The sequence below is a fragment of the Trichocoleus sp. FACHB-262 genome, from assembly GCF_014696035.1.
Classification (GTDB): Bacteria; Cyanobacteriota; Cyanobacteriia; order FACHB-46; family FACHB-46; genus Trichocoleus.
Map to the genome: position 1 here is coordinate 217,830 of NZ_JACJPK010000017.1, position 20,002 is coordinate 237,831.

The window sequence follows — 20,002 nt, forward strand, 5'->3', positions numbered from 1 at the left end:
GTCTAAAAATCGCCCTTTTCAAAGCTTGAGGAACTACAACTGAGGTGCTGATGACAGAATCTTAAAGCTGTTGTTAGGTCGCTGGTTTGTTGTGGGTAGGTGATTGGGGGACGGGCGATCGCAACTAAGGGTATCTCTAATTCCATCGCGACTTTTCGCTTTACGTCTTCTCCACCAGCAATGCCGGAGGATTTGGTGATGACTACAGAGATTTGCCAATGTTGCCACAATGCTTTCTCGAGGTCGGGGGAGATGGGAGGGCGCATGGCGAATAGGCGATCAGGGGTAAAGCCTGCGGCGATCGCGGCTTCAATGGCGGTGACGGAGGGTAAGAGTCGAGCAAATAAGGTGGCGCGATCTTGCCAAGGCTGAAAGAGGGTTAGAGGTCGATACCCCACAATCAACAACACCCGCTGCCCCTGAAGAATATCCGTCGCCACAAGTTCAGCAAAACTCTGAAAAACTAATCCCTTCTCCTGTCCCTTTTCCCTTTCATCCTTCATCCCTCCTCCTTCATCCTTCCAATCTGGTCGCTCAAACCGGAGATAGGGAATGCCAAGTTGGGTTGTGATGGCGATCGCGAGTTGGGAAATCTCTATCGCATAGGGATGGGAGGCATCCAACACTGCCACAATTTGTTGCTGTTGCAGGAAGGATGCGGCTGTCTCTACGGTTAATCGTCCGACCCAAACTCGCAAGAGTGTATGGTTCTCTGCTTTCTCTACAGAGGACGCATATAGCTGTTTGGCGGTTTCTGTGGTGACTGAGACGGTACAAGCAAGTTGAGCTTCAGCGATCGCAGCAGCTAATTGAGCACTTTCTTGGGTGCCACCGATCAACCAAATTCGTCCTTTTGCCTTCACTCAATTGCTTATCTTTTCGAGGGTCCAATTGAGGGTTTAAAACTGCACTTTATAGAGTTGAAATAACTCGCCAGCTTGGGTTTTGACAATTTTCCCGCCTGCCGCTTGAACTGTTTTTTTCCAATCCTCTAACGATTCTAAAAACACTTCTGCACCCAAGTAAGTTTCTAGAATGGCCCAGTTTTCCGCTAGAGGTGTGTCTGGATTCAATACGTCGAAGACAAAGGAGGCTCCGGGCTTCAGGACTCGCTTGACTGCGGTCATGACGGCTTGCCAGTACTCTAACGGGTAGTAGCAACTAAAGCCAGTGGCGATCGCCAGGTCAAAGAAAGCAGGCTCGTATTTGAGTTGATGAGCGGGAGCCAGTTCTACCCCTTTGAACAGTTTGGAGTTGAGTTGCGGGCCACGGGCAATGAGCGTATCACGGGCAAAACTGCTCATCTCTTGCCCATAAAATAAAGCGCCCCAGTCACGCCAGGGATAAATCAAAAAGCTCACACCACAGCCTAAATCTAAGCAGCGCTGATTTTTTTGGGGCTGAGCCATCTTCCAAAACGGAGAGGCAGTTTTCGTTTGTAGCGTTCCTGCGGTCCATTCTTGAAAGATGGGCATTGCTTCCACAGCTTCTGGCAGCTCAAAGGCTTCCCGGCGATACTCGCGATCGAAACGCTGGGCAACTGCAGAAATCTGGGCTTGCCAGTTGCCGCTAGAGGGACTTAACACATTAGAGAGCAGGTCGCCTGATGAAAACGCTTTCGAGGAACGGCTACTACGTTTCTCAGACATCGCCTAATTCCTCTAACGAAACTAAATTTCTGTAAAACACTACGCTTGTTTTTAACCCTTTAGGGCTTTGGTAAAGTTTTGGCGATAGGACTTATTGACGATCAGCACTGGCCAAAGCAGCCCTAAGTAGATTCGTCCTTGGCTAAAGTTCGTCCGCCGAAAACCGCTCCAGAACTTCCAGGCTCCACCTGCATAAGCACCTAGTAACAACAGGCTAAGCAGTGTAGTCATGTATCTATCTCTCCCATTCACACATCAACTTTAGCTGAGCGCCTACTCTACACTCAATGTAGCTTCGATTTGCTGGAAACGTATGTTTGGTCTTGACCTGACTTGGCGATCGCCAGAAAACTTAATGAATTAAGAACTTTATGCAGCAAATCGGAGATTTCAGTATTCTGTAAGAGCATGGATACGGTCTAAAAATTTCACTTCAATCGTAAGCAGAATCTAGATTACTTTTTTCTCTGCTATTCGTTAGTTTCTAGCGCTTGAGATAGTCAACCATTGCAATCTACAAGATGGTTGACCAGAGGGAGTGACTCCGCGATCCGGTTGGTTTGATTTGTCAAGGAAGATGGCGCTAACCCCCATGAAGCTTACCTTCTGGAGGATACCCACAGTCTTACTGCCATAGGAGACTAGAGAACACGAGTCATTTGACGACTGAGTACAGCACGCGAATAAAAACTAGGAAGTAAAAACTAGGAAGGAGGATTTATGCGAGCAGTGCTGATGGCCGGAGGCTCAGGGACGCGGCTCAGACCGCTAACCTGTGATCTTCCTAAACCCATGGTCCCGATTCTAAATCGACCGATCGCCGAGCACATTGTTAATTTATTAAAGCGGCATCGTATCACTGAGATTATTGCGACGCTGCATTATTTACCTGATGTAATGCGGGATTACTTCCAGGATGGGAGTGATTTTGGCGTACAAATGACTTATGCCGTAGAGGAAGACCAGCCTTTAGGAACGGCAGGTTGCGTTAAAAATATTTCTGAATTACTTGATCAAACATTTTTAGTAATTAGTGGTGATAGTATCACCGACTTTGATTTAACTGCCGCCATTGAATTTCATAAACAAAAGCGATCAAAAGCAACTTTAGTATTGACCCGCGTGCCCAACCCAATCGAGTTTGGAGTTGTCATTACTGATGAAAAAGATCGTATTCGACGCTTTTTAGAAAAACCTTCAACTAGCGAAATTTTCTCGGACACTGTTAATACTGGCATCTACATTTTGGAGCCAGAAGTTTTAGGCTACCTACCCAACAATCAGGAGTCTGACTTCTCTAAAGATCTCTTTCCTTTGCTCCTCGAAAAAGACGAGCCAATGTATGGCTATATCGCTGAGGGATATTGGTGTGATGTAGGCCATTTGGAAGCTTATCGAGACGCTCAATACGATGGGTTGCAACAACGGGTCAAGCTGGATTACGCCTATGAAGAGCGATCGCCCGGTATCTGGATTGGTCAAAATACCCACGTTGACTCCACTGCCAAAATTGAAGCGCCTGTTCTAATTGGGCATAACTGCCGAATTGGGTCGAGAGTCCAGATCAGTGCTGGCTCTGTCATTGGCGACAATGTCACGGTAGGAGCCGACGCTGACTTGAAGAGGCCCATTATTTGGAACGGGGCGATCGTTGGAGAAGAAGCTCATCTACGGGCTTGCTGTATCGGCCGTGGCACCAGAGTAGATCGTCGCGCCCATGTGCTGGAAGGAGCCGTGATTGGTTCACTCTCCATCATTGGGGAAGAAGCTCAAGTTAGCCCCAATGTTCGCATTTGGCCCAGCAAGAAGGTTGAGTCCGGAGCGACGCTCAACATCAACTTAATTTGGGGTCATGCGGCTCAGCGCAATTTATTTGGACAGCGGGGTGTCTCTGGGTTAGCCAACGTCGATATTACGCCAGAGTTTGCAGTGAAGCTGGGTGCGGCCTATGGTTCGACCTTGAAACCAGGCGCACAAGTCACGGTTTCTCGCGACCAGCGCAGTATTTCTCGGATGGTGTCGCGATCGCTCATTGCTGGCTTGATGTCAGTCGGCGTGAATGTCCAAAACTTAGAAGCCACGGCGATTCCCGTAGCTCGGACGGCAGTACCCACGTTATCGGTGCGGGGCGGCATTCACGTGCGAGTGCATCCAGAGCGAGCCGACCACATTTTGATTGAGTTCTTTGATCAAAAAGGCATCAACATTTCTAAGGCGCAGGAGAAGAAAATTGAAGGGGCTTATTTTAAAGAAGATTTTCGGCGTGCCTTAATTCACGAAATTGGCAATGTCGTCTACCCCAGCCAAATTATTGACATTTACAGCACTGCCTTTGAGAAGCACATTAACATTGAGGCCGTGCGGCACAGCAGCTCCAAAGTCGTGATCGATTACGTATACGCAGTTTCTGGCGCAGTCCTACCACAGTTGTTGGGCAAGTTTGGTTGCGACGCGGTGGTTTTGAACGCCAGCCTCAGCCAGAATTCTCCCACCACAGCCGATCGCGAGGGCTTGTTAAACCAGTTAGGCCACGTAGTGGAAGCGTTACGGGCCACCTTTGGCGTCCAAGTTTCTGCCAATGGCGAGCAGATGATTTTGGTGGATGAAGCAGGCATTCCGATTCGCGGGGAAATGCTGACTGCCTTGATGGTAGACATGATGCTGACCAGCCATCCACGCAGCACCGTGGTAGTGCCAGTCCATGCCTCTAGCGCTGTTGAGCAAATTGCGCGTCGTCATGATGGCAAAGTCATTCGCACAAAAGCTAACCCGACCGCTCTCATGGAAGCCTGCCATACCAACTCTCATGTCATCCTGGGTGGCAGTGGCGAGATGGGCTTTATCTTCCCGCAACTGCATCCTGGTTTTGACGCCATGTTCTGCATTGCCAAAATGATTGAGCTGTTAACCTTACAGGAGCGCTCTATCAGTCAAATTCGGGCCGACTTACCACGGGTTTGCCATCGCACTTATACCGTTCGTTGCCCCTGGACGGCGAAGGGAGCTTTGATGCGTCACTTGGTAGAAATCCATTCAGCGGAGAACTTAGAGCTGGTCGATGGCGTGAAAATCTTTAACAATCAGCACGAAAGCTGGGTTCTGATTTTACCGGATGCAGGAGAGCCGTTAGTCCATATTTTTGCCAACAGCGATGACCGTGGCTGGGTAGACGAAATTCTGCGCGAATATCGTGGACGAGTCCAAGACTTTGTCGATCGTGAGGAAGGGAGGGAAGATTCCAAAACTGAATCTTACAGCCTTTTGCAGATGTAGGAGGTGGACGTTATCAGATGGCAAAAGCTTTGTCTAGCCTGAGTTTGCTACCTGTTGAGACGCTAACTTACCTCAAGACCTGCGATCGCTGTCCTAATGGGTACTGCAATTTCCTAATTCAACCTCCAATCTAAGTACGAATGTACTAAAATTAAGATCAGAGAACTGGTAGCTGAGATTGAGGAAAAGCTGTTTTCAAGCCCCAAAAAATCACTTAACTCTTAGGATGTGATCTATTAGGGTAAAGCATGAGTCACGATTGATATAACAGTTCCTGTCGCCCTAAACTGAACTCCCTGGGATTAGGAGAATTTTGATCTATGAATAGCTGTATCTTGATGGCAGAGATTATCCAAGACCCGCAGCTGCGCTACACATCTGACACTCAAACTCCGATCACGGAAATGATAGTGCAGTTTTCCGGGTTGCGGGCAGATGACCCCCCATCCACCCTTAAAGTCGTAGGATGGGGCAACCTGGCTCAGGAAATTCAAGAGCGTTATCACCAAGGCGATCGCGTGGTGATTGAGGGTCGGTTGAACATGAATACAATCGAGCGGCCCGAAGGCTTCAAGGAAAAACGTGCTGAGTTAACGGTGCAGCGCATCCACAGCTTAGATGGTAGTTCTAGTAGTGCTGCCGTTCCTGCCGCAACAACAACCGCTAGAGTCGCACCTGCACCCGCCGCTACTCGTACACCCGCTGCCGCTACGGCTAACCGAGCTGCGCCCGCCGTGAGTACTCCTGACGCTGCCCCTAGAGCGGCAACAAAATCTAAGCCTCCAGCTCCTCCGGTTGCGGAACCAGACTACGACGACATCCCTTTCTAGCTCCAAGCGCTAGCACCATCTAGGTCATCTCTGTCAGAGCATCAGTTGTACTTCTGGTGCTTATTTTGCTTTGCCTATTTTGTTTGCTCAGAGAAAGTCTTGTAGAAACTCAAACGGATCATCATCCCAGCAGGGCTCTGGCCAACGGGTGAGCAGATTGCGGATGATATCTGTCTCAACATCGTGAATATCCTCTCGCTCAAATAGACCACCCAGAGCCGTTAAATCCCGTTCTCGCATGGGTGCTAGAGGAGCCGCGTAGCTATCGAGCAGGCTAGAAAACCCCTCGTATTCTGCTTCAGGCTGAGGCGATCGCCAACTCCCTGCGTCAGAAGTTTGAGTAGGGACAATCCCTAGCGGCCCCATTCGCTCTGGGGTCGAGGATGGAGCTGACTGAGTAGCTCCGTATCTTGATTTAACTGCGTTTAGTCGTCGAGCGGGGGTAGAACGGGCCGCTTGAGTGCGTAAGAGATTCAACTCTGCCGGAAACGAGGTGGCATCGTCCGTGGAGGAAGGATTAAACATGGAGTGCACCAAATAACCGCCTCAATGCAGTCGCGCAGTCGAGCGGAGGAAAATTCACTGAAGCATGGCTTACAAGGTCTAGGCACCAGACTTAGAAGTAGGTGCAGCCATGTTGCGTTTTTTCAGTAGATGCAAAGCCTGATTAGCTCTTACAGCGGCTTGATGAATCTCACACCCAAAATTTGCTCAAGCAGTTCAAGCAGTTATACAGGTTTAGCGCTGTGATGACCTGATTGATTTTGTACTTTCCCTGTCCTCAACCTTACATCCCCCCACCAGGGAATGAGCAACCAAAAGTTACGTTTTTTCACGTATTCTCATTGCTCATATTGTTACTAAACATGTAGTAATCCTACTGGATGAATTTGCTGAGGGTACGGCAAAAGCATCAAGATTAAAGCTTAATAGAGAACCGAGGGCTGCGAACTCTGTCTAAGGTAGAGCTAAAGCTGGGGCGATCGCTTAGCTGCTGCGACTTCTGCCACCAATCGGTCTAACTCAGCCTGCATTTGAGTGCAGACTTGCTGATAGCAAACTTCTACGTAAGTGCGATCGCTAGCAGCCGCTCGACCAGAGCGCTCGAAGACAATCGGGGCACAAACACGAGTATGAATTTGTACCGGAAGCGGAATATTTGGTACAGGCCCAATGCCGAGTCCCCAAGGCAATCCCAAGTACAGGGGAAACACCACTGGGTCGATCCCTAGTAACCAAGGCATGCCCCACTCGTGTAGTTGCCGCGCTTGCTCATAAAAATCTCCTAGGACGAAGAAGGTATCGTGTGCTCCCTCCGAGATCACGGGGACAATCGGTACACCTTCCCGCAATGCTAATTTGATAAAGCCTCGTCGTCCTGCAAATTCTATTTTGTGCCGCTGATTGTGAGGCCGAAACACATCTTCTGGACCTCCGGGATAAACCAATACTGCTGCGTTGCGACGGAAGGCAGCGATCGCCATTTGTGGATGGGCAATCACAGCCCCAATCTGAGCCGCAGCGGGCGCGACTAAAGGAACAGGTGCCCGCCAAACACTCGGATGCATCAAGCCATAAGCTAAGCGCTCTGGGCCAAAGCGCTGCACCCAGTCATACAAAAACATAAACATGTCAGGAGCAGCCAGGCCGCCGTTGTGGGAGCCGACAATCAGCATTGGGCCTTGCTGAGGCACGTGGTGCCAACCATCTGTCTGCACTCGAAAATAATGGTGATACAGCCAACCCCAAATCGGCATCCAGGCTTGAATGGCTTGAGGATCGCGGTCTTCTAAGGACCAACCATCAAAGCGATGAGTAGCATCAGGGCGATCGCTAGAGGAACGGTAAAGAAAGGGGTTTAGATCGGGAAACAATGGCTTCTAACTGCTTTATTCAATCAAATTGCGTTCTTTAGCCTAGTCTAGAGCTTCACCTGTTGCCAAATCCCAAGGGGTGAGGTCATGGGTCACAGATTGCACTAGCTTGACCCCAAACACCTGAGCAAAGGCGATCGCCACTTGTTGTTGCACCTGCGCCAAATTCACGTCAGGCACAAACTCAGCCAAGCTGCCTACAGGCTTATCCGCAATGCCACAAGGCACAATATTTTGAAACCCTGTTAGATCTGGGCAAACGTTGAGCGCAAAGCCATGCATCGTAATCCAACGGCTGACTTTAATCCCGATCGCCGCTACCTTGCGTCCTTCTACCCAAACCCCTGTCAAACCTGCATAGCGCTCTCCCTGCAATCCATACGCTGCTAACACTTGAATCAATACTTCTTCTAGCTGCCGTAAATACCAATGCAGGTCTTTGCGATAGCGGTTCAGGTTCAAAATGGGATAACTCACGACCTGTCCTGGACAGTGATAAGTGACCTCTCCCCCCCGCTCCACTCGGCACAACTGCAACTCAGTTTGAGCAGGATCGAACTTAAGAAAATCTAAGCTGGCACCTTGGCCAAGGGTATAAACGGGGGGATGTTGTAACAGGAGCAACACATCGCTGAGTTCTGGATCTTCACGCCGTTGGGCGACTAGCGATCGCTGCCAAGCCCAAGCCACCTCATAGGGCACCAAACCGGGCGTGTAAAGCCAGCAATCTTGGTAAGGCAAGCTTGGTACGGAGACGCTGGATGGAGATGTACTTAATTCCATTAGCAAAAGCAAGCGAAATTTAACGCAATTTTAGAGTTTGTGTAAAGCGGCGAAATCAAGAATTATCAACAGATGCAAAAGATTTTAAAGGCCCCTGTTCTCCAGAATACAAAGTGCTAGGGTGAGACTAACACCCAAATTCCAAGGGGAGGAAGCTCTATGAAGCTTGTTATCCAGGGCAAAAATATCGAAATCACCGATGCGATTCATGAGTATGTGCATCAGAAGATTGAAAAGGCGGTTAACCACTTTCAGAATCTAATGACCGAAGTTGACGTGCATCTGTCTGTGGCCCGCAACCCCCGGATAAACCCCACCAAGCAAACCGCAGAAGTTACGATTTACGCCAACGGTACAGTCATTCGCGCCGAAGAGAGCAGTGAGAACCTATACGCGAGCATTGACTTAGTTGCCGACAAAATTGCTCGCCAACTCCGCAAGTTCAAAGAGAAGCGGCAAGACAAAAACCACACGCAAATCCGTACAGGTGTAGTGGTCGATCAACTGCCAGTGGAAACTTTGATTGGCGATCGCACCCCAGAACTACCTGAAGACGTAGTTCGGACCAAGTATTTCGCCATGCCGCCGATGACCATCCATGAAGCCTTGGAGCAGCTAGAGCTGGTCGATCACGACTTCTATATGTTTCGGAATGCTGAGACGGGTGAAATCAACGTGGTTTACGAACGGAATCACGGAGGCTACGGTGTGCTTCAGCCTCGCAATACGAACGGCCAGATCTCCACGAATGGCAAAAATGGCAAGACCGCCCATAGTGATCAGGCTGTGACAGAAAAACTCGATTCTGCGAAGCTATAACCAGCTTCTCGCCAACCAGTTCTATACCAGAACCCAGGAGGAAGGATGAAACTAGCATCTTTCCTCCTTTTTATATTTTTGGGTTGCCGCTGATTGAAGCCAGAACGCACAAGACGCACGAGGGGCGATCGCGATGGCTTCGGCAATGTAACTTAACAATTTATAAAACATTTTGTTAGGCGATCGCGACTTAGTCACAGATAGCTAACCCGAGCCGCGCAATAGCCCCTTCAACTCCCGCCATAACAAGGGTTCGCCTCGTTGAGCTGCGGGATATGTAAAAACTCCTTGCGTCGGGCTAAACAAAAGCGCTAACAAAAATAGCCCCGACACCACCAAAACAATGGCAGGGCCAGAGGGCACATTGTAGAAATAACTGAAATACATGCCGCTGACACTCGCCACAATCCCAATGCCTGCTCCTAACCACATGACGTTGTGTAGCCGCTGCACCAGCAAATAAGCTGTAGCGCCTGGGGTAATCAAGAGCGCCAGCACTAAAATTACGCCTACGGTTTTCATGCTGGCTACGATCGTCAAGGCAATCAGCACCATCAAGCCGAAGTTCAACAGGTTCACGGGTAAGCCTGCGGCTTGCGCTCCCAAGGGGTCGAACGTGTAGAAGAGTAATTCTTTATAAAGCAGGACAACTACCAGCAAGACAAAGGCCGAGATCAAGGCTGTATCTAAGACTTCCTGCTGCGTCACACCCAAAATATTGCCAAACAGAAAGTGATTTAGGTCAATCTTGTTGTCCTTTTGGATCAGTGTAATCAGCGTCACACCAAGGGCAAAAAAGGCCGAGAACACAATCCCCATCGCGGCATCTTCTTTAATGGGCGATCGCGCCCGAATCCAGGCGATCGCCATTGTGCTGAGCACGCCCGCAATGAATGCCCCAACAAAAATATTGGCTCCTACCATGAACGCGATCGCTAAACCAGGCAGAACCGAATGGCTAATTGCGTCTCCTAATAAAGCTAAGCGCTGCACCATCAAGTAACTGCCCACAACCGCACAAATCAGCCCCACCAAGACTGCAATCACCAGCGATCGCTGCATAAACTCGTACTGCAACGGCTCTAGCAGTGCTTGCAACATTAGGCTGCTTCTCCCGCATGAAATACCACTTTGCCGCCGTAAGCGCGATAGAGATTTTCAGTGCTCAGCACCTGTTCACGTGGACCACTCGCAATCAATTCTGTGTTGAGCAAAATCAAGTCGTCAAAATGGGTGATCGACTCGCCCAGGTCGTGATTAATCACCACCACCACTTTGCCTGCGGCAGCCAGCTCATGAAAAATCTGGAAAATCACATCCTGGGTTTTTTGGTCAATACCGACGAAGGGTTCATCGAAGCAATAAATATCGGCTTCTTGGGCGAGCGATCGCGCCAAAAATACCCGCTGCTGCTGCCCTCCAGAGAGTTGCCCAATGGGACGATGCCGATAAGCACTCATGCCTACGCGATCCAAAGCGGCTGCGGCTAAATGCCGACTGGTGGTAGAAAAGCGACGGAACCACCCTGTCTTACGCACCCGCCCCAGCATTACTACATCCCAGACGGTCGCAGGGTAAGTCCAGTCAATCTGCGATCGCTGCGGCACATATGCCACTCGCGCTAGTTGCTCGGCTAGCGGCTGATCACCGAGTAAAACCGTACCGTGATTGGCTGGTACCAACCCCAGCATGGCTTGTAGCAGAGTGCTTTTACCCGCACCATTGGGGCCAATAATCCCAACTACCCGCCCAGGGTGAATTACGAAATTAATATCTCTGAGAGCCTGTACCGCTCGGTACTGCACCGCCAACTGGCGCACCGAAATCTTGTGACTGCCATTCATATAGACTATTTGTGCATCTGGACACTGGGTTGAACCTGTATCAAAAGGCGGGGGTTGAGTCTTCATGGCAGCGTTTCCACTCAGCCTAAGCAAAAAATGAAAGGAATATGAAAATAGGGTAACTTAAAAAATGAAAGGAATATGAAAATAAATATTGACTTCTCATATGATTACTGCTCCACATCGCCCCCAAAGCGGTTACCCCCAAAGCGGCTATAAGATTCATAGTTACGGACAGGCGATCGCGGGCCTCTTGCTCAGTGTCTGGTTAAGTGGCTGCAATATCGGTTCCCAGCCTGCCCCTAACCAATCTGCTGCCAACGGGGCGGCTAAGCCTAGCGTAGTTTCTACCAGCACTATCCTGGCCGACTTAACCGCTCAGATTGCCGCAGATGAAGTGCAACTAATCGGCATCCTCGAACCTGGAACCGATCCACATGTTTATGAACCAGTGCCAGCAGACAGCCGAGACTTAGAAAAAGCAGATTTAATTTTTTACAACGGCTACAACCTGGAGCCAGGTCTAATTAAGCTCATGAATGCCGCTGGGGGGCGGGCTCAAAAAGTTGCCGTAGGCGAAGTTGTGCCACCATTGCAGCTTCAGAAAGGCCAGAGAGAAACTGTCCCCGATCCCCACGTTTGGGGCAATGTCAAAAATGTCATGCAGATGGTCACGGCCATTCGCGATGCCTTAATTGAACTCTCACCCGACGATCGCGATCGCTTTACTCAGAATGCCGCTCAGCTCACCGTGCAGCTAGAAGAGTTGGACCAGTGGATTACTCAACAAATCCAAACCATTCCCCCAGAAAAACGGCGCTTAGTCACCACTCATGATGCCTTTCAGTACTATGCCCGCGCTTACAATCTCGATATTATTGGCACCTTGATCGGCATTAGCACCGAAGAACAACCTAGCGCCCAAACTGTACAACGCCTAGTTGAATCAGTGAAGTCGGCTCAAGTACCAGCCATCTTTGCCGAAACCACGATTAATCCAGCTTTAATCAAAACCGTAGCTCAAGAGGCAGGCGTACAACTCGCCCCGCGATCGCTTTACTCAGACTCTATTGGTGCTGCGGGGAGTAATGGCGACTCCTACATCAAAATGATGATGGTTAATACTCAGACTATTGTTGAAGCGTTGGGTGGCAAGGTCACCCCCTTTCAACCAAGCCGCATGTCGCAAAGTACTAATCAAAAGCCGTAACCTGCAATTGTACTTATGGGCGATCGCCAAACTTTTCACGATTGGGCGTTAAACCTGAGCGAATGTCTTAACTTTCTGATACAAGTGGAAGATAAGCTTCTAGTGAAGAACCAGTAATGGCTGCATCTGAGATAGATATTGACCTTGCGCCGTTTATTGACCATACCCTGCTCAGTCCAATCGCTACACCAGAACAGGTCGAGCAGTGGTGTGATGAGGCAATACGCTTCAATTTTGCAGCAGTTTGCGTTTACCCCATCTTTGTGCGCCAAGCCACCCATCTCTTGCACAACAAGCGACCAAGAGTTTGCACAGTGATTGGTTTTCCTACAGGTGCTACCACCTCTGCCGTCAAGCTTTACGAAGCTCAAGAGGCTGTAGATAACGGAGCCACTGAATTAGATGTGGTGCTGAATTTAGGCTGGCTCAAAACTGGCAAAACCAACGAACTGTTTCAAGAAATTGCCGCTATCCGTGAAGCGACCGATCAAACAATTAAAGCCATCTTAGAAACCACCCTCCTCACTCCTCCCGAAAAGCAGACGGCAACCGAGATTTGTATGGATGCTGGAGTAGCCTTTCTCAAGACCAGTACGGGATGGCATGGGGGGGCAACTGTTGAGGATGTCCGCCAATTAAAGGAAATGACCCGCGACCGAGTGGGAATTAAGGCATCGGGTGGCATCCGCACCGCCCAGCAAGCTTTGGATTTAATTGTGGCAGGGGCAACTCGCTTAGGTACGTCTCGCAGCATCGATCTCCTGCGTCAGCGCGATACCCTAGAGGGAGTAAGAGGTAAGGGGCAGGAAGCTGACGGTTAGCGACCCTGGCTTTTTGTTGCCGCTCTCTTGCTTGTAACCCTTGCCTTGACTTCTGTATGAGTCGAACTTATAAAGCCATTGGAATTAATCTCAAGGGTGCTCCTCTCGGCGAGTCCGATCGCTTGCTCACTGTCTTGACACGGGAACATGGGTTGATTCGGGTTGTGGCACCAGGGGCACGCAAGCACCACTCCAAACTGGGGGGGCGCAGCGGCTTGTTTGTCGTGAACGAATTACTGATTTCAAAGGGGCGATCGCTCGATAAAATTACACAAGCAGAAACCTTGGAATCCTATCCAGGTTTAAGCCAAGACTTAGCTAAGTTAACTGCCAGTCAGTACTTAGCAGAACTGGTTCTCTGTCAGGCCTTGAGCGATCAACCTCAAGAAGAGTTGTTTTGCCTATTCAACGAACACCTTTGTCGCTTAGAAAGTTTATCCAGTAGCAGTGCAGGCAACGGTTTAGCATCGTTTGGTGTGTTGGCTCATCTAGCTCAAGCGGTCTTTCATTTACTCGCTTTGGCAGGGGTCGCACCTCAGGTACAAACCTGCTGCGTGACTCAACGTCCTCTCACTCCAGACCTAAACGACGATAACTGGCGGATTGGCTTCAACATGGCTGCGGGTGGCACAATTGATTTGGCAGAACTAGAGCATTTAGGCGAAGGTGCTAGAGTACCGTCCCGCACTAAAAACGCTGGATTTCAGACTGCCAAAGGCACTCAGGGCAACACCTCAAAACCAATCCTGCGCGATCGCCACTCCTCTACTGTGACTGCGATGGCTCCATCTACAGGTCAGGCGATCGCTGCTGCCGCTGCCAACTACCACGTTGTCAATCACCAGCAAAAATCTTCCGTTCCCAGTCTCCAGCTCAACGCAGTTGAACTATCTCTCCTGCAACACCTGGCTCAACCTGAACTCCTTCAGTTAGATGCATTCTCTCTAGAGTTAGAGCAAAATGCCTTTAACACCTCGGCTTATCAAGCTGCCTGGCTCAAAGTTGAGCGGATTTTACGTCAGTGCGCTCAGTATCATTTCGATCGCCCGATTCGCTCCGCTGCCTTGATTGATACCTGTTTCCTGTCTGTGCCAACTGCTCCCTAACTGCCTCAATTATGATGCGATTGTCGGATTCTGATTTGCAACTGCTGGCTTTGCCATCCCTCAACCATGCCAATTCTGGGATGGCCCATTCTGAAATGGAAGCTAGTAACCGCTATCATTCTCAGCAAAATGGCAATCGCGATGCCGATCCGGAAATGGGTCCCGCGAAATACCATTCAGCTCACAATCGCCTCTCTCAAGAGGAGCTGGCAGAAATCACCAAGACAGAGCAGTGCAAAGATGTTGAACTTGACCAAGGCGTTGAACCAAACACATCTGCTGGCGGTCTTGAGGGGCCTAGTACCCTCGCAGGATTAGCGCCTCTTCCAGGGGTCAGCTCCTTGCCCACTAGTAATGGCTCAACTAGCAATGGCACTTCTCCCAGCGTTGAATCTTCTACCGAGCTATCAGAGGATTTTGAGCAGGGATTTTTACCAGTGCTCAAAAATCGTAATTTCCTAGCCTTGTGGAGCGGCCAAGTTTTTTCGCAATTGGCCGACAAAGTTTACCTAGTGCTGATGATTGCGTTGATTGCTAGCCGCTTTCAAGCTGAAGATCAAACCATCAGTGGTTGGGTGTCTTCGATCATGATTGCCTTTACCATCCCAGCCGTCTTGTTTGGGTCTGTCGCCGGAGCCTTAGTCGATCGCTGGCCTAAGAAGCCTGTGCTGGTAATCACCAATTTGCTTCGGGGAGGATTAGTTTTAACGTTGCCCCCGCTCCTATGGATTTCTCAAGGTTGGGCACCCCTTGGAGGCTTTCCTATCGGTTTTGGCATTTTATTAGGGGTCACCTTTCTCGTTTCCACCTTGACCCAGTTTTTTGCTCCGGCTGAGCAGTCAGTGATTCCCTTGATGGTGGAGCGGCGACATTTGTTATCCGCCAATTCCCTCTATACCACCACCATGATGGCCTCTGTGATTATTGGCTTTGCTGTGGGAGAGCCGCTGTTGGCGATCGCGGATCATCTTACGGCTCAAATTAGCGGGGGCCTAAATATTGGCAAAGAACTTGTCGTCGGTGGCGGCTATGCGATCGCCGGGATAATTTTGCTGATGCTGCGAACAGGTGAAAAAATTACTGTCCCAGAGCAAGCATCTCCCCACATTTGGCAAGACGTGCGTGAGGGACTAGATTACTTAAGGCAGCAAACCCGTGTCCGCAGCGCTCTCATTCAACTGGTCATTCTATTCTCAATTTTTGCGGCTCTAGCCGTGTTGGCCGTCCGTTTAGCAGAAGTGATTCCAGGGATTAAATCTTCTCAGTTTGGCTTTCTACTCGCTGCTGGCGGTGTCGGCATGGCGGGTGGAGCCACAATTTTAGGGCAGTTTGGGCAACGCTTCTCTCACAATCAGTTGAGTTTGATTGGCTCGATTGGCATGGCAGCTTCCCTGCTTGGCTTAGCTCTATTTACCCATCAGCTTTGGCCAGTCTTGGTACTGCTTACCTCACTGGGTGGTTTTGCGGCCATTGTAGGGGTGCCGATGCAAACCACGATTCAAGAAGAAACGCCTGAAGAAATGCGTGGCAAGATTTTTGGCTTGCAGAATAATGCCATTAATATTGCCTTGACTTTACCGCTCGCCTTAGCTGGGGTGGCGGAGACATTTTTGGGTCTGCGGGCTGTATTTGTCAGCTTGGCACTGTTGGCGATCGCAGGAGGGCTCCTGACCTGGTATATTTCCCGTACAGGATCAAATCCGTTAGCCAACACTGACAAATCATAGGTTGACACTCATCTGAATGCACATTGCTTGGCTTGGAAAAAAATCGCCCTTCTGCGGCAACGTTACTTATAGTCGGGAAGTTACCAATAATCTTCTAGATCGGGGATACCAGGTCAGCTTTCTGCACTTTGCACAGGAAGAAGACACTCCAGCAGCCTGGTCAGACTATCAGGAAGTCTCTATTCCCTTTCTTTATAAGTCTCAGGTTTACACCATTCCCACCCTCAAATCCAGCAAAGTTCTGGCGCAGGCGCTCCGGGAACTCAAGCCTGACCTAGTCCATGCTTCCTTAACGCTATCGCCCCTCGATTTTTTGCTGCCAGAGATTTGTGCTGAGCTAGATTTGCCGTTGGTGGCTACTTTTCATCCCGCTTTCGATCGCAGGCGTAGACTAACTTCTAGTACTCAGCACTTGACCTACCAGCTCTACGCACCTTTCCTGGCTAACTACGATAGCGTCATTGTCTTCTCTGATATTCAACGAGATTTGTTGGTGCGCTTAGGCGTTTCTCCCGACAGAGTGGCAGTGATTCCGAATGGAGTTGACGTTCAAAAATACTCCACCGGTCCTTCCCGTCTGAAAGCAGAGCTAAAGGCCCAGCAAATTTACGTTTATCAAGGCCGCATTGCTCTAGAGAAGAACGTCGAGTCTTTATTGCGCGGCTGGAAGCAGGCGAATATGGGGCCTGAGTGCAAGCTAGTCATTGTGGGAGACGGACCCCTAAGACCCTCACTAGAACCATTCTACGGTCCAGATGCAGGCATCATATGGTTGGGGTTTGAAGCCGATGAGCAACGCCGCATCGAGATTTTGCGCGGTTCAGATGTATTTATTTTGCCTTCTTTTGTAGAAGGGTTATCGCTGTCCCTGCTAGAGGCAATGGCCTGTGGCGTTGCTTGTATCGCTACTGATGCTGGGGCAGACGGGGAAGTTTTAGCGGGAAATGGAGTCAGTGGGGATGCGGGCGTCATTTTGAAGCCTCAAGGCGTGCATGGACAATTACGCCACATTTTGCCCATGTTCCGTAACTTACCGGAACTAGCGGCTTTGCTAGGCCAAAAAGCTCGCCAACGCGTGCTAGAACGCTACACCCTCAATGGCAATATCACGCAAATAGAAGAGCTTTACGCCCAGGTATTACAACGAGGGCGGGTCCAAGTTGGTAGCCGAGTTTAGTCAGCATATTGAGGAGTCAGCTCTCAGCTAAGGGGTACTGTGGCAGCAGGTAGAGGCCAACCTAGTCGAGTGGGCTGCTGATAAACTCGCTTCAAGGTGCTGATATCTCTAGGAGAAATAGCTGCTGGCTGACGCACCTGCGAAAAATAAAGGGCATCGGTTTGCAACGGGCTATGTCCCCACAGCCCCAAAGCATGGCCTAGTTCGTGACGGGCTGCTGCTTGGATGTATTGGGCTGTTTGGCTCGGACGCAACCAAATCTTGCAGCGATGAGACAGCACAGGTGAGGTGCTACCCGTTTGCTGGGCATAAAGTTCGTAGCGGGTTTCGGCGGAGCGGACTCGGTAATTGCGATCGCTCGGTTTTGGCGCCCCTTTGGTTAAAGGAGGCGGCGATCGCCAAATGGTAATATCTGCTTGCTCTGGGCGATTGACGAGCTGCAAAGGTAGATAAGCTTGCCATTCCGTGACTGCTTGGGTCACTACCCGCGTCCAGACTTGAGCTGGAGATTCTGGTTTTGCGGTTGCCCCAGTTGATGTGGTAGTTAGTGGCGACTCAACGTAAACCTTGATCGGAAACTGAGACCAAATTAAAGCGCCGATGGGTAGCGGCTGAATTTGGTCAAAATAGTCACCCTGGTTGGCGCGATCGCGCCAACGCGCCAATGGGCTTGGTAAGGAATGCACCTGTAGCGGGGGCAGGGGCTGAGGAGACGGATTTGTTGATTGAGCTAGCAGAGGCCCGGATGGAATTATCTGCACTAGTGGTGGCCGAGCTGACTCAAAGGCGGCAATGGGACCAAGCCAGGAAGCACTAAGGACGATAAGCACAACGGTTCCTAAGGCCAACCAGAAGCCTTGGCTAAATTGCTTGAGTTGGCGATCGCCTGAATGCGCGGAACTCCTCTGCAAAAAAAGCGATTGGCCTCTGCGTAACAGTAGAACCAATCGCCTTTGTAACCCATACATAACGCTCAATGTGCTCTCAAATAATGCTACCGATTAAACCATCCCGCACTCAGACCCACCGTTAAAGCCATAAAGACCACAACTAAGGTCCAGGTAACCCGGTTCAAGGTAGTTTCAGCACTTTTAGTACTGGTAAAGAGTTGGGCTTGCCCACCAATACCTCCCAACCCATCCCCTTTAGGGCTGTGGAGGAGGACCAAAATAATAAGGCCGAGCGCCGACAAGGCCCAGATTGCCTGAATGATGTAAGTTAGTGTCATCGCAGCCAGCTCAATTGCAATAAGTTTAACGAAACAGAAATTCTATAAGGACACTCGCACAGGAGTTCGGTTCGCTCGCACATCAATCGTGGCTGGCTGAATCATCGAACGACCTGTCATTTCGGGTGGCTGTGGCAGCCTCAAAATATCCAAAATGGTTGGGGCAATGTCCGCTAAGCGACCATCCGATCGCAAGGAAACTTCTGTCCCATGACCTGGAATTTTCAATCCTTCCCCTTCTACCACAATAAAGGGAACTGGATTTGTTGTGTGAGCGGTCCAAGCACTGCCCTGCTCATCTCGCATATACTCAGCGTTGCCGTGGTCAGCCGTAATCAGTGCGGTGCCTCCCGCTTGGCCGATACTCTCTAGCAAACGGCCCAAACATCGGTCCACTGTTTGCAACGCCTGGACTGTCGCTTCAATCTGGCCTGTATGACCGACCATGTCAGGGTTAGCATAATTGATCACTACTAGCGAATAAATCCGCTTTTCAATCGCGGCGATCGCTACATTAGTGACTTCTTCGGCAGACATAGCAGGGGCGCGATCATAAGTTGGCACCATTGGGCTGGGCACCAATTCTCGGTCTTCACCAGCAAATGGCTCCTCAATGCCCCCATTAAAGAAGTAGGTGACGTGAGCATACTTTTCAGTTTCAGCAGTGCGGAACTGATGCAAGCCGTGACTGGCAATCACTTCGCCTAAGATATTGCTGAGGTTCTGCGGCTCAAACGCTACGAGCACTTGCAGACTTGAGTCGTATTGAGTAAAGGTCGCGAAGGTGAGCGGTTGAATCTGCTCCCGCTCGAATCCTTTAAAGTTGGGATCAACAAAGGCTTGAGTGAGTTGACGTGCCCGATCGGGACGGAAGTTGAAGAAGATCACTCCATCTCCCGGCGCGATCGCCCCTGGCGCAATCCGAGTGGGTAATAAAAACTCGTCCGTTGTGCCTTCTGCGTAAGCCGCCAGTAGCACTTCTAGCGCCGAACGCCCGTCTCCAGGACCATCATTCGTCATCACGTCATAAACGCGCTGGACTCGATCCCAACGATGATCGCGATCCATGCTGTAGTAGCGACCGCTGATCGTAACAATGCGACCTGTACCCGTACGCTGGATGTAGGTCTGGAGACTTTGAATTGCCCCTTTCCCATCCATCGGCTGTGTATCGCGACCGTCAGTAATAGCATGGATACAAACATCAGCGATGCCTTGCTCCTTGGCTAGCTCTAACAAGCCAAACAGATGGTTGAGATGAGAATGCACTCCACCTTCGGAGCACAGCCCTACCAGATGCAGCTTGCTGCCCCGTTGCTTCACGGCTTGGCAAGCCTTCAATAAAGCTGGGTTGCTGAGTAGAGTGCCATCTTCAACCGCATCTGAGATCCGCACCAACTCCTGAGGGACAATGCGACCCGCACCAATATTGAGATGACCAACCTCGGAGTTGCCCATTTGGCCTTCCGGCAGGCCGACATCTTTCCCAGACGTACGAATCAAAGTTCTGGGGTAAGCAGCCCACAAGCTGTTCATCACGGGTGTTTTGGCAGCGGCAATGGCATTGCCATCAGTTTCTTCCCGGTATCCCCAACCGTCTAAGATGACTAGCACCACCGGAGAAACAGGTGCTTGCGCCATACTAAGTTGCCCTTTCATTC

19 protein-coding genes are annotated in these 20,002 nt (G+C 50.2%); 8 read left to right on the forward strand and 11 right to left on the reverse strand.

Annotation, left to right across the window (positions count from 1 at the left end):
• Positions 1-2: 2 nt before the first annotated feature.
• Genes H6F68_RS02115 through H6F68_RS02125 form a run of 3 tightly spaced genes read right to left on the reverse strand, consistent with a single transcriptional unit; the run spans position 3 to position 1,880 of the window.
• Positions 3-863 carry a cobalt-precorrin-6A reductase gene (locus H6F68_RS02115; RefSeq protein ID WP_190556135.1) on the reverse strand — a complete coding sequence of 287 codons (861 nt, stop codon included), beginning with the start codon at positions 861-863 and terminating at the stop codon, positions 3-5.
• A gap of 36 nt (positions 864-899) precedes the next feature.
• The gene (locus H6F68_RS02120; RefSeq protein ID WP_190556137.1) at positions 900-1,649 is read right to left on the reverse strand and encodes a class I SAM-dependent methyltransferase; all 750 of its coding nucleotides are present in this window, start codon (positions 1,647-1,649) and stop codon (positions 900-902) included.
• Positions 1,650-1,700: 51 nt separating this feature from the next.
• A complete protein-coding gene (locus tag H6F68_RS02125) occupies positions 1,701-1,880 on the reverse strand; it encodes a hypothetical protein (protein WP_190431540.1) in 180 nt (59 codons plus the stop codon).
• 504 nt (positions 1,881-2,384) lie between these two features.
• On the opposite strand from H6F68_RS02125, the gene H6F68_RS02130 reads away from it, so the two are divergent.
• Complete coding sequence (locus H6F68_RS02130) at positions 2,385-4,922, forward strand: sugar phosphate nucleotidyltransferase (protein ID WP_399312822.1); 2,538 nt, start codon at positions 2,385-2,387, stop codon at positions 4,920-4,922.
• 320 nt (positions 4,923-5,242) lie between these two features.
• Entirely contained in the window at positions 5,243-5,752 is a 510-nt protein-coding gene (locus H6F68_RS02135; protein ID WP_190556141.1) for a single-stranded DNA-binding protein, read from the forward strand.
• A gap of 87 nt (positions 5,753-5,839) precedes the next feature.
• Here H6F68_RS02135 and H6F68_RS02140 read toward each other — a convergent pair whose 3' ends face one another.
• From H6F68_RS02140 to lipB, 3 genes are all read right to left on the reverse strand, one after another.
• A complete protein-coding gene (locus tag H6F68_RS02140; protein ID WP_190556827.1) occupies positions 5,840-6,277 on the reverse strand; it encodes a hypothetical protein in 438 nt (145 codons plus the stop codon).
• A 443-nt stretch (positions 6,278-6,720) separates the two neighbouring features.
• Positions 6,721-7,626 carry a lysophospholipid acyltransferase family protein gene (locus H6F68_RS02145; RefSeq protein ID WP_242065300.1) on the reverse strand — a complete coding sequence of 302 codons (906 nt, stop codon included), beginning with the start codon at positions 7,624-7,626 and terminating at the stop codon, positions 6,721-6,723.
• Positions 7,627-7,668: 42 nt separating this feature from the next.
• On the reverse strand, positions 7,669-8,409 hold the full coding sequence (gene lipB / locus H6F68_RS02150) for a lipoyl(octanoyl) transferase LipB (protein WP_190556143.1): 741 nt from the start codon (positions 8,407-8,409) through the stop codon (positions 7,669-7,671).
• Positions 8,410-8,568: 159 nt separating this feature from the next.
• Here lipB and hpf point away from each other — a divergent pair, with 159 nt between their 5' ends.
• Positions 8,569-9,228 carry a ribosome hibernation-promoting factor, HPF/YfiA family gene (gene hpf, locus H6F68_RS02155; RefSeq protein ID WP_190431530.1) on the forward strand — a complete coding sequence of 220 codons (660 nt, stop codon included), beginning with the start codon at positions 8,569-8,571 and terminating at the stop codon, positions 9,226-9,228.
• 204 nt (positions 9,229-9,432) lie between these two features.
• On the opposite strand, the gene H6F68_RS02160 is transcribed toward hpf, so the two are convergent.
• Both H6F68_RS02160 and H6F68_RS02165 read right to left on the reverse strand, forming a co-directional pair.
• Positions 9,433-10,329 (reverse strand): metal ABC transporter permease, encoded by an 897-nt coding sequence (locus H6F68_RS02160; protein WP_190556145.1) that lies wholly within the window; start codon positions 10,327-10,329, stop codon positions 9,433-9,435.
• Complete coding sequence (locus H6F68_RS02165; RefSeq protein ID WP_399312535.1) at positions 10,329-11,138, reverse strand: metal ABC transporter ATP-binding protein; 810 nt, start codon at positions 11,136-11,138, stop codon at positions 10,329-10,331. The genes H6F68_RS02160 and H6F68_RS02165 overlap by 1 nt, the downstream gene beginning before the upstream one ends.
• Positions 11,139-11,238: 100 nt before the next feature.
• Between H6F68_RS02165 and H6F68_RS02170 the strand changes: the two genes are divergently transcribed.
• From H6F68_RS02170 to H6F68_RS02190, 5 genes are all read left to right on the forward strand, one after another.
• Complete coding sequence (locus tag H6F68_RS02170; protein WP_190556148.1) at positions 11,239-12,282, forward strand: metal ABC transporter substrate-binding protein; 1,044 nt, start codon at positions 11,239-11,241, stop codon at positions 12,280-12,282.
• Positions 12,283-12,398: 116 nt separating this feature from the next.
• Complete coding sequence (deoC, locus tag H6F68_RS02175) at positions 12,399-13,103, forward strand: deoxyribose-phosphate aldolase (protein ID WP_190554174.1); 705 nt, start codon at positions 12,399-12,401, stop codon at positions 13,101-13,103.
• Positions 13,104-13,159: 56 nt separating this feature from the next.
• The gene (recO, locus tag H6F68_RS02180) at positions 13,160-14,209 is read left to right on the forward strand and encodes a DNA repair protein RecO (protein WP_190556150.1); all 1,050 of its coding nucleotides are present in this window, start codon (positions 13,160-13,162) and stop codon (positions 14,207-14,209) included.
• Between the two features lie 11 nt (positions 14,210-14,220).
• Positions 14,221-15,936 (forward strand): MFS transporter, encoded by a 1,716-nt coding sequence (locus H6F68_RS02185; protein ID WP_190556152.1) that lies wholly within the window; start codon positions 14,221-14,223, stop codon positions 15,934-15,936.
• Between the two features lie 16 nt (positions 15,937-15,952).
• Positions 15,953-17,113, forward strand: coding sequence for a glycosyltransferase family 4 protein (locus tag H6F68_RS02190; protein WP_190556154.1), 1,161 nt, complete (start codon positions 15,953-15,955; stop codon positions 17,111-17,113).
• Between the two features lie 23 nt (positions 17,114-17,136).
• Here H6F68_RS02190 and H6F68_RS02195 read toward each other — a convergent pair whose 3' ends face one another.
• From H6F68_RS02195 to gpmI, 3 genes are all read right to left on the reverse strand, one after another.
• On the reverse strand, positions 17,137-18,024 hold the full coding sequence (locus tag H6F68_RS02195) for a peptidase (RefSeq protein WP_190556156.1): 888 nt from the start codon (positions 18,022-18,024) through the stop codon (positions 17,137-17,139).
• Between the two features lie 83 nt (positions 18,025-18,107).
• Positions 18,108-18,341 (reverse strand): preprotein translocase subunit SecG, encoded by a 234-nt coding sequence (gene secG, locus H6F68_RS02200; protein ID WP_190431516.1) that lies wholly within the window; start codon positions 18,339-18,341, stop codon positions 18,108-18,110.
• Positions 18,342-18,383: 42 nt separating this feature from the next.
• On the reverse strand, positions 18,384-19,982 hold the full coding sequence (gpmI, locus tag H6F68_RS02205; protein ID WP_190556763.1) for a 2,3-bisphosphoglycerate-independent phosphoglycerate mutase: 1,599 nt from the start codon (positions 19,980-19,982) through the stop codon (positions 18,384-18,386).
• Between the last annotated feature and the right edge of the window lie 20 nt (positions 19,983-20,002).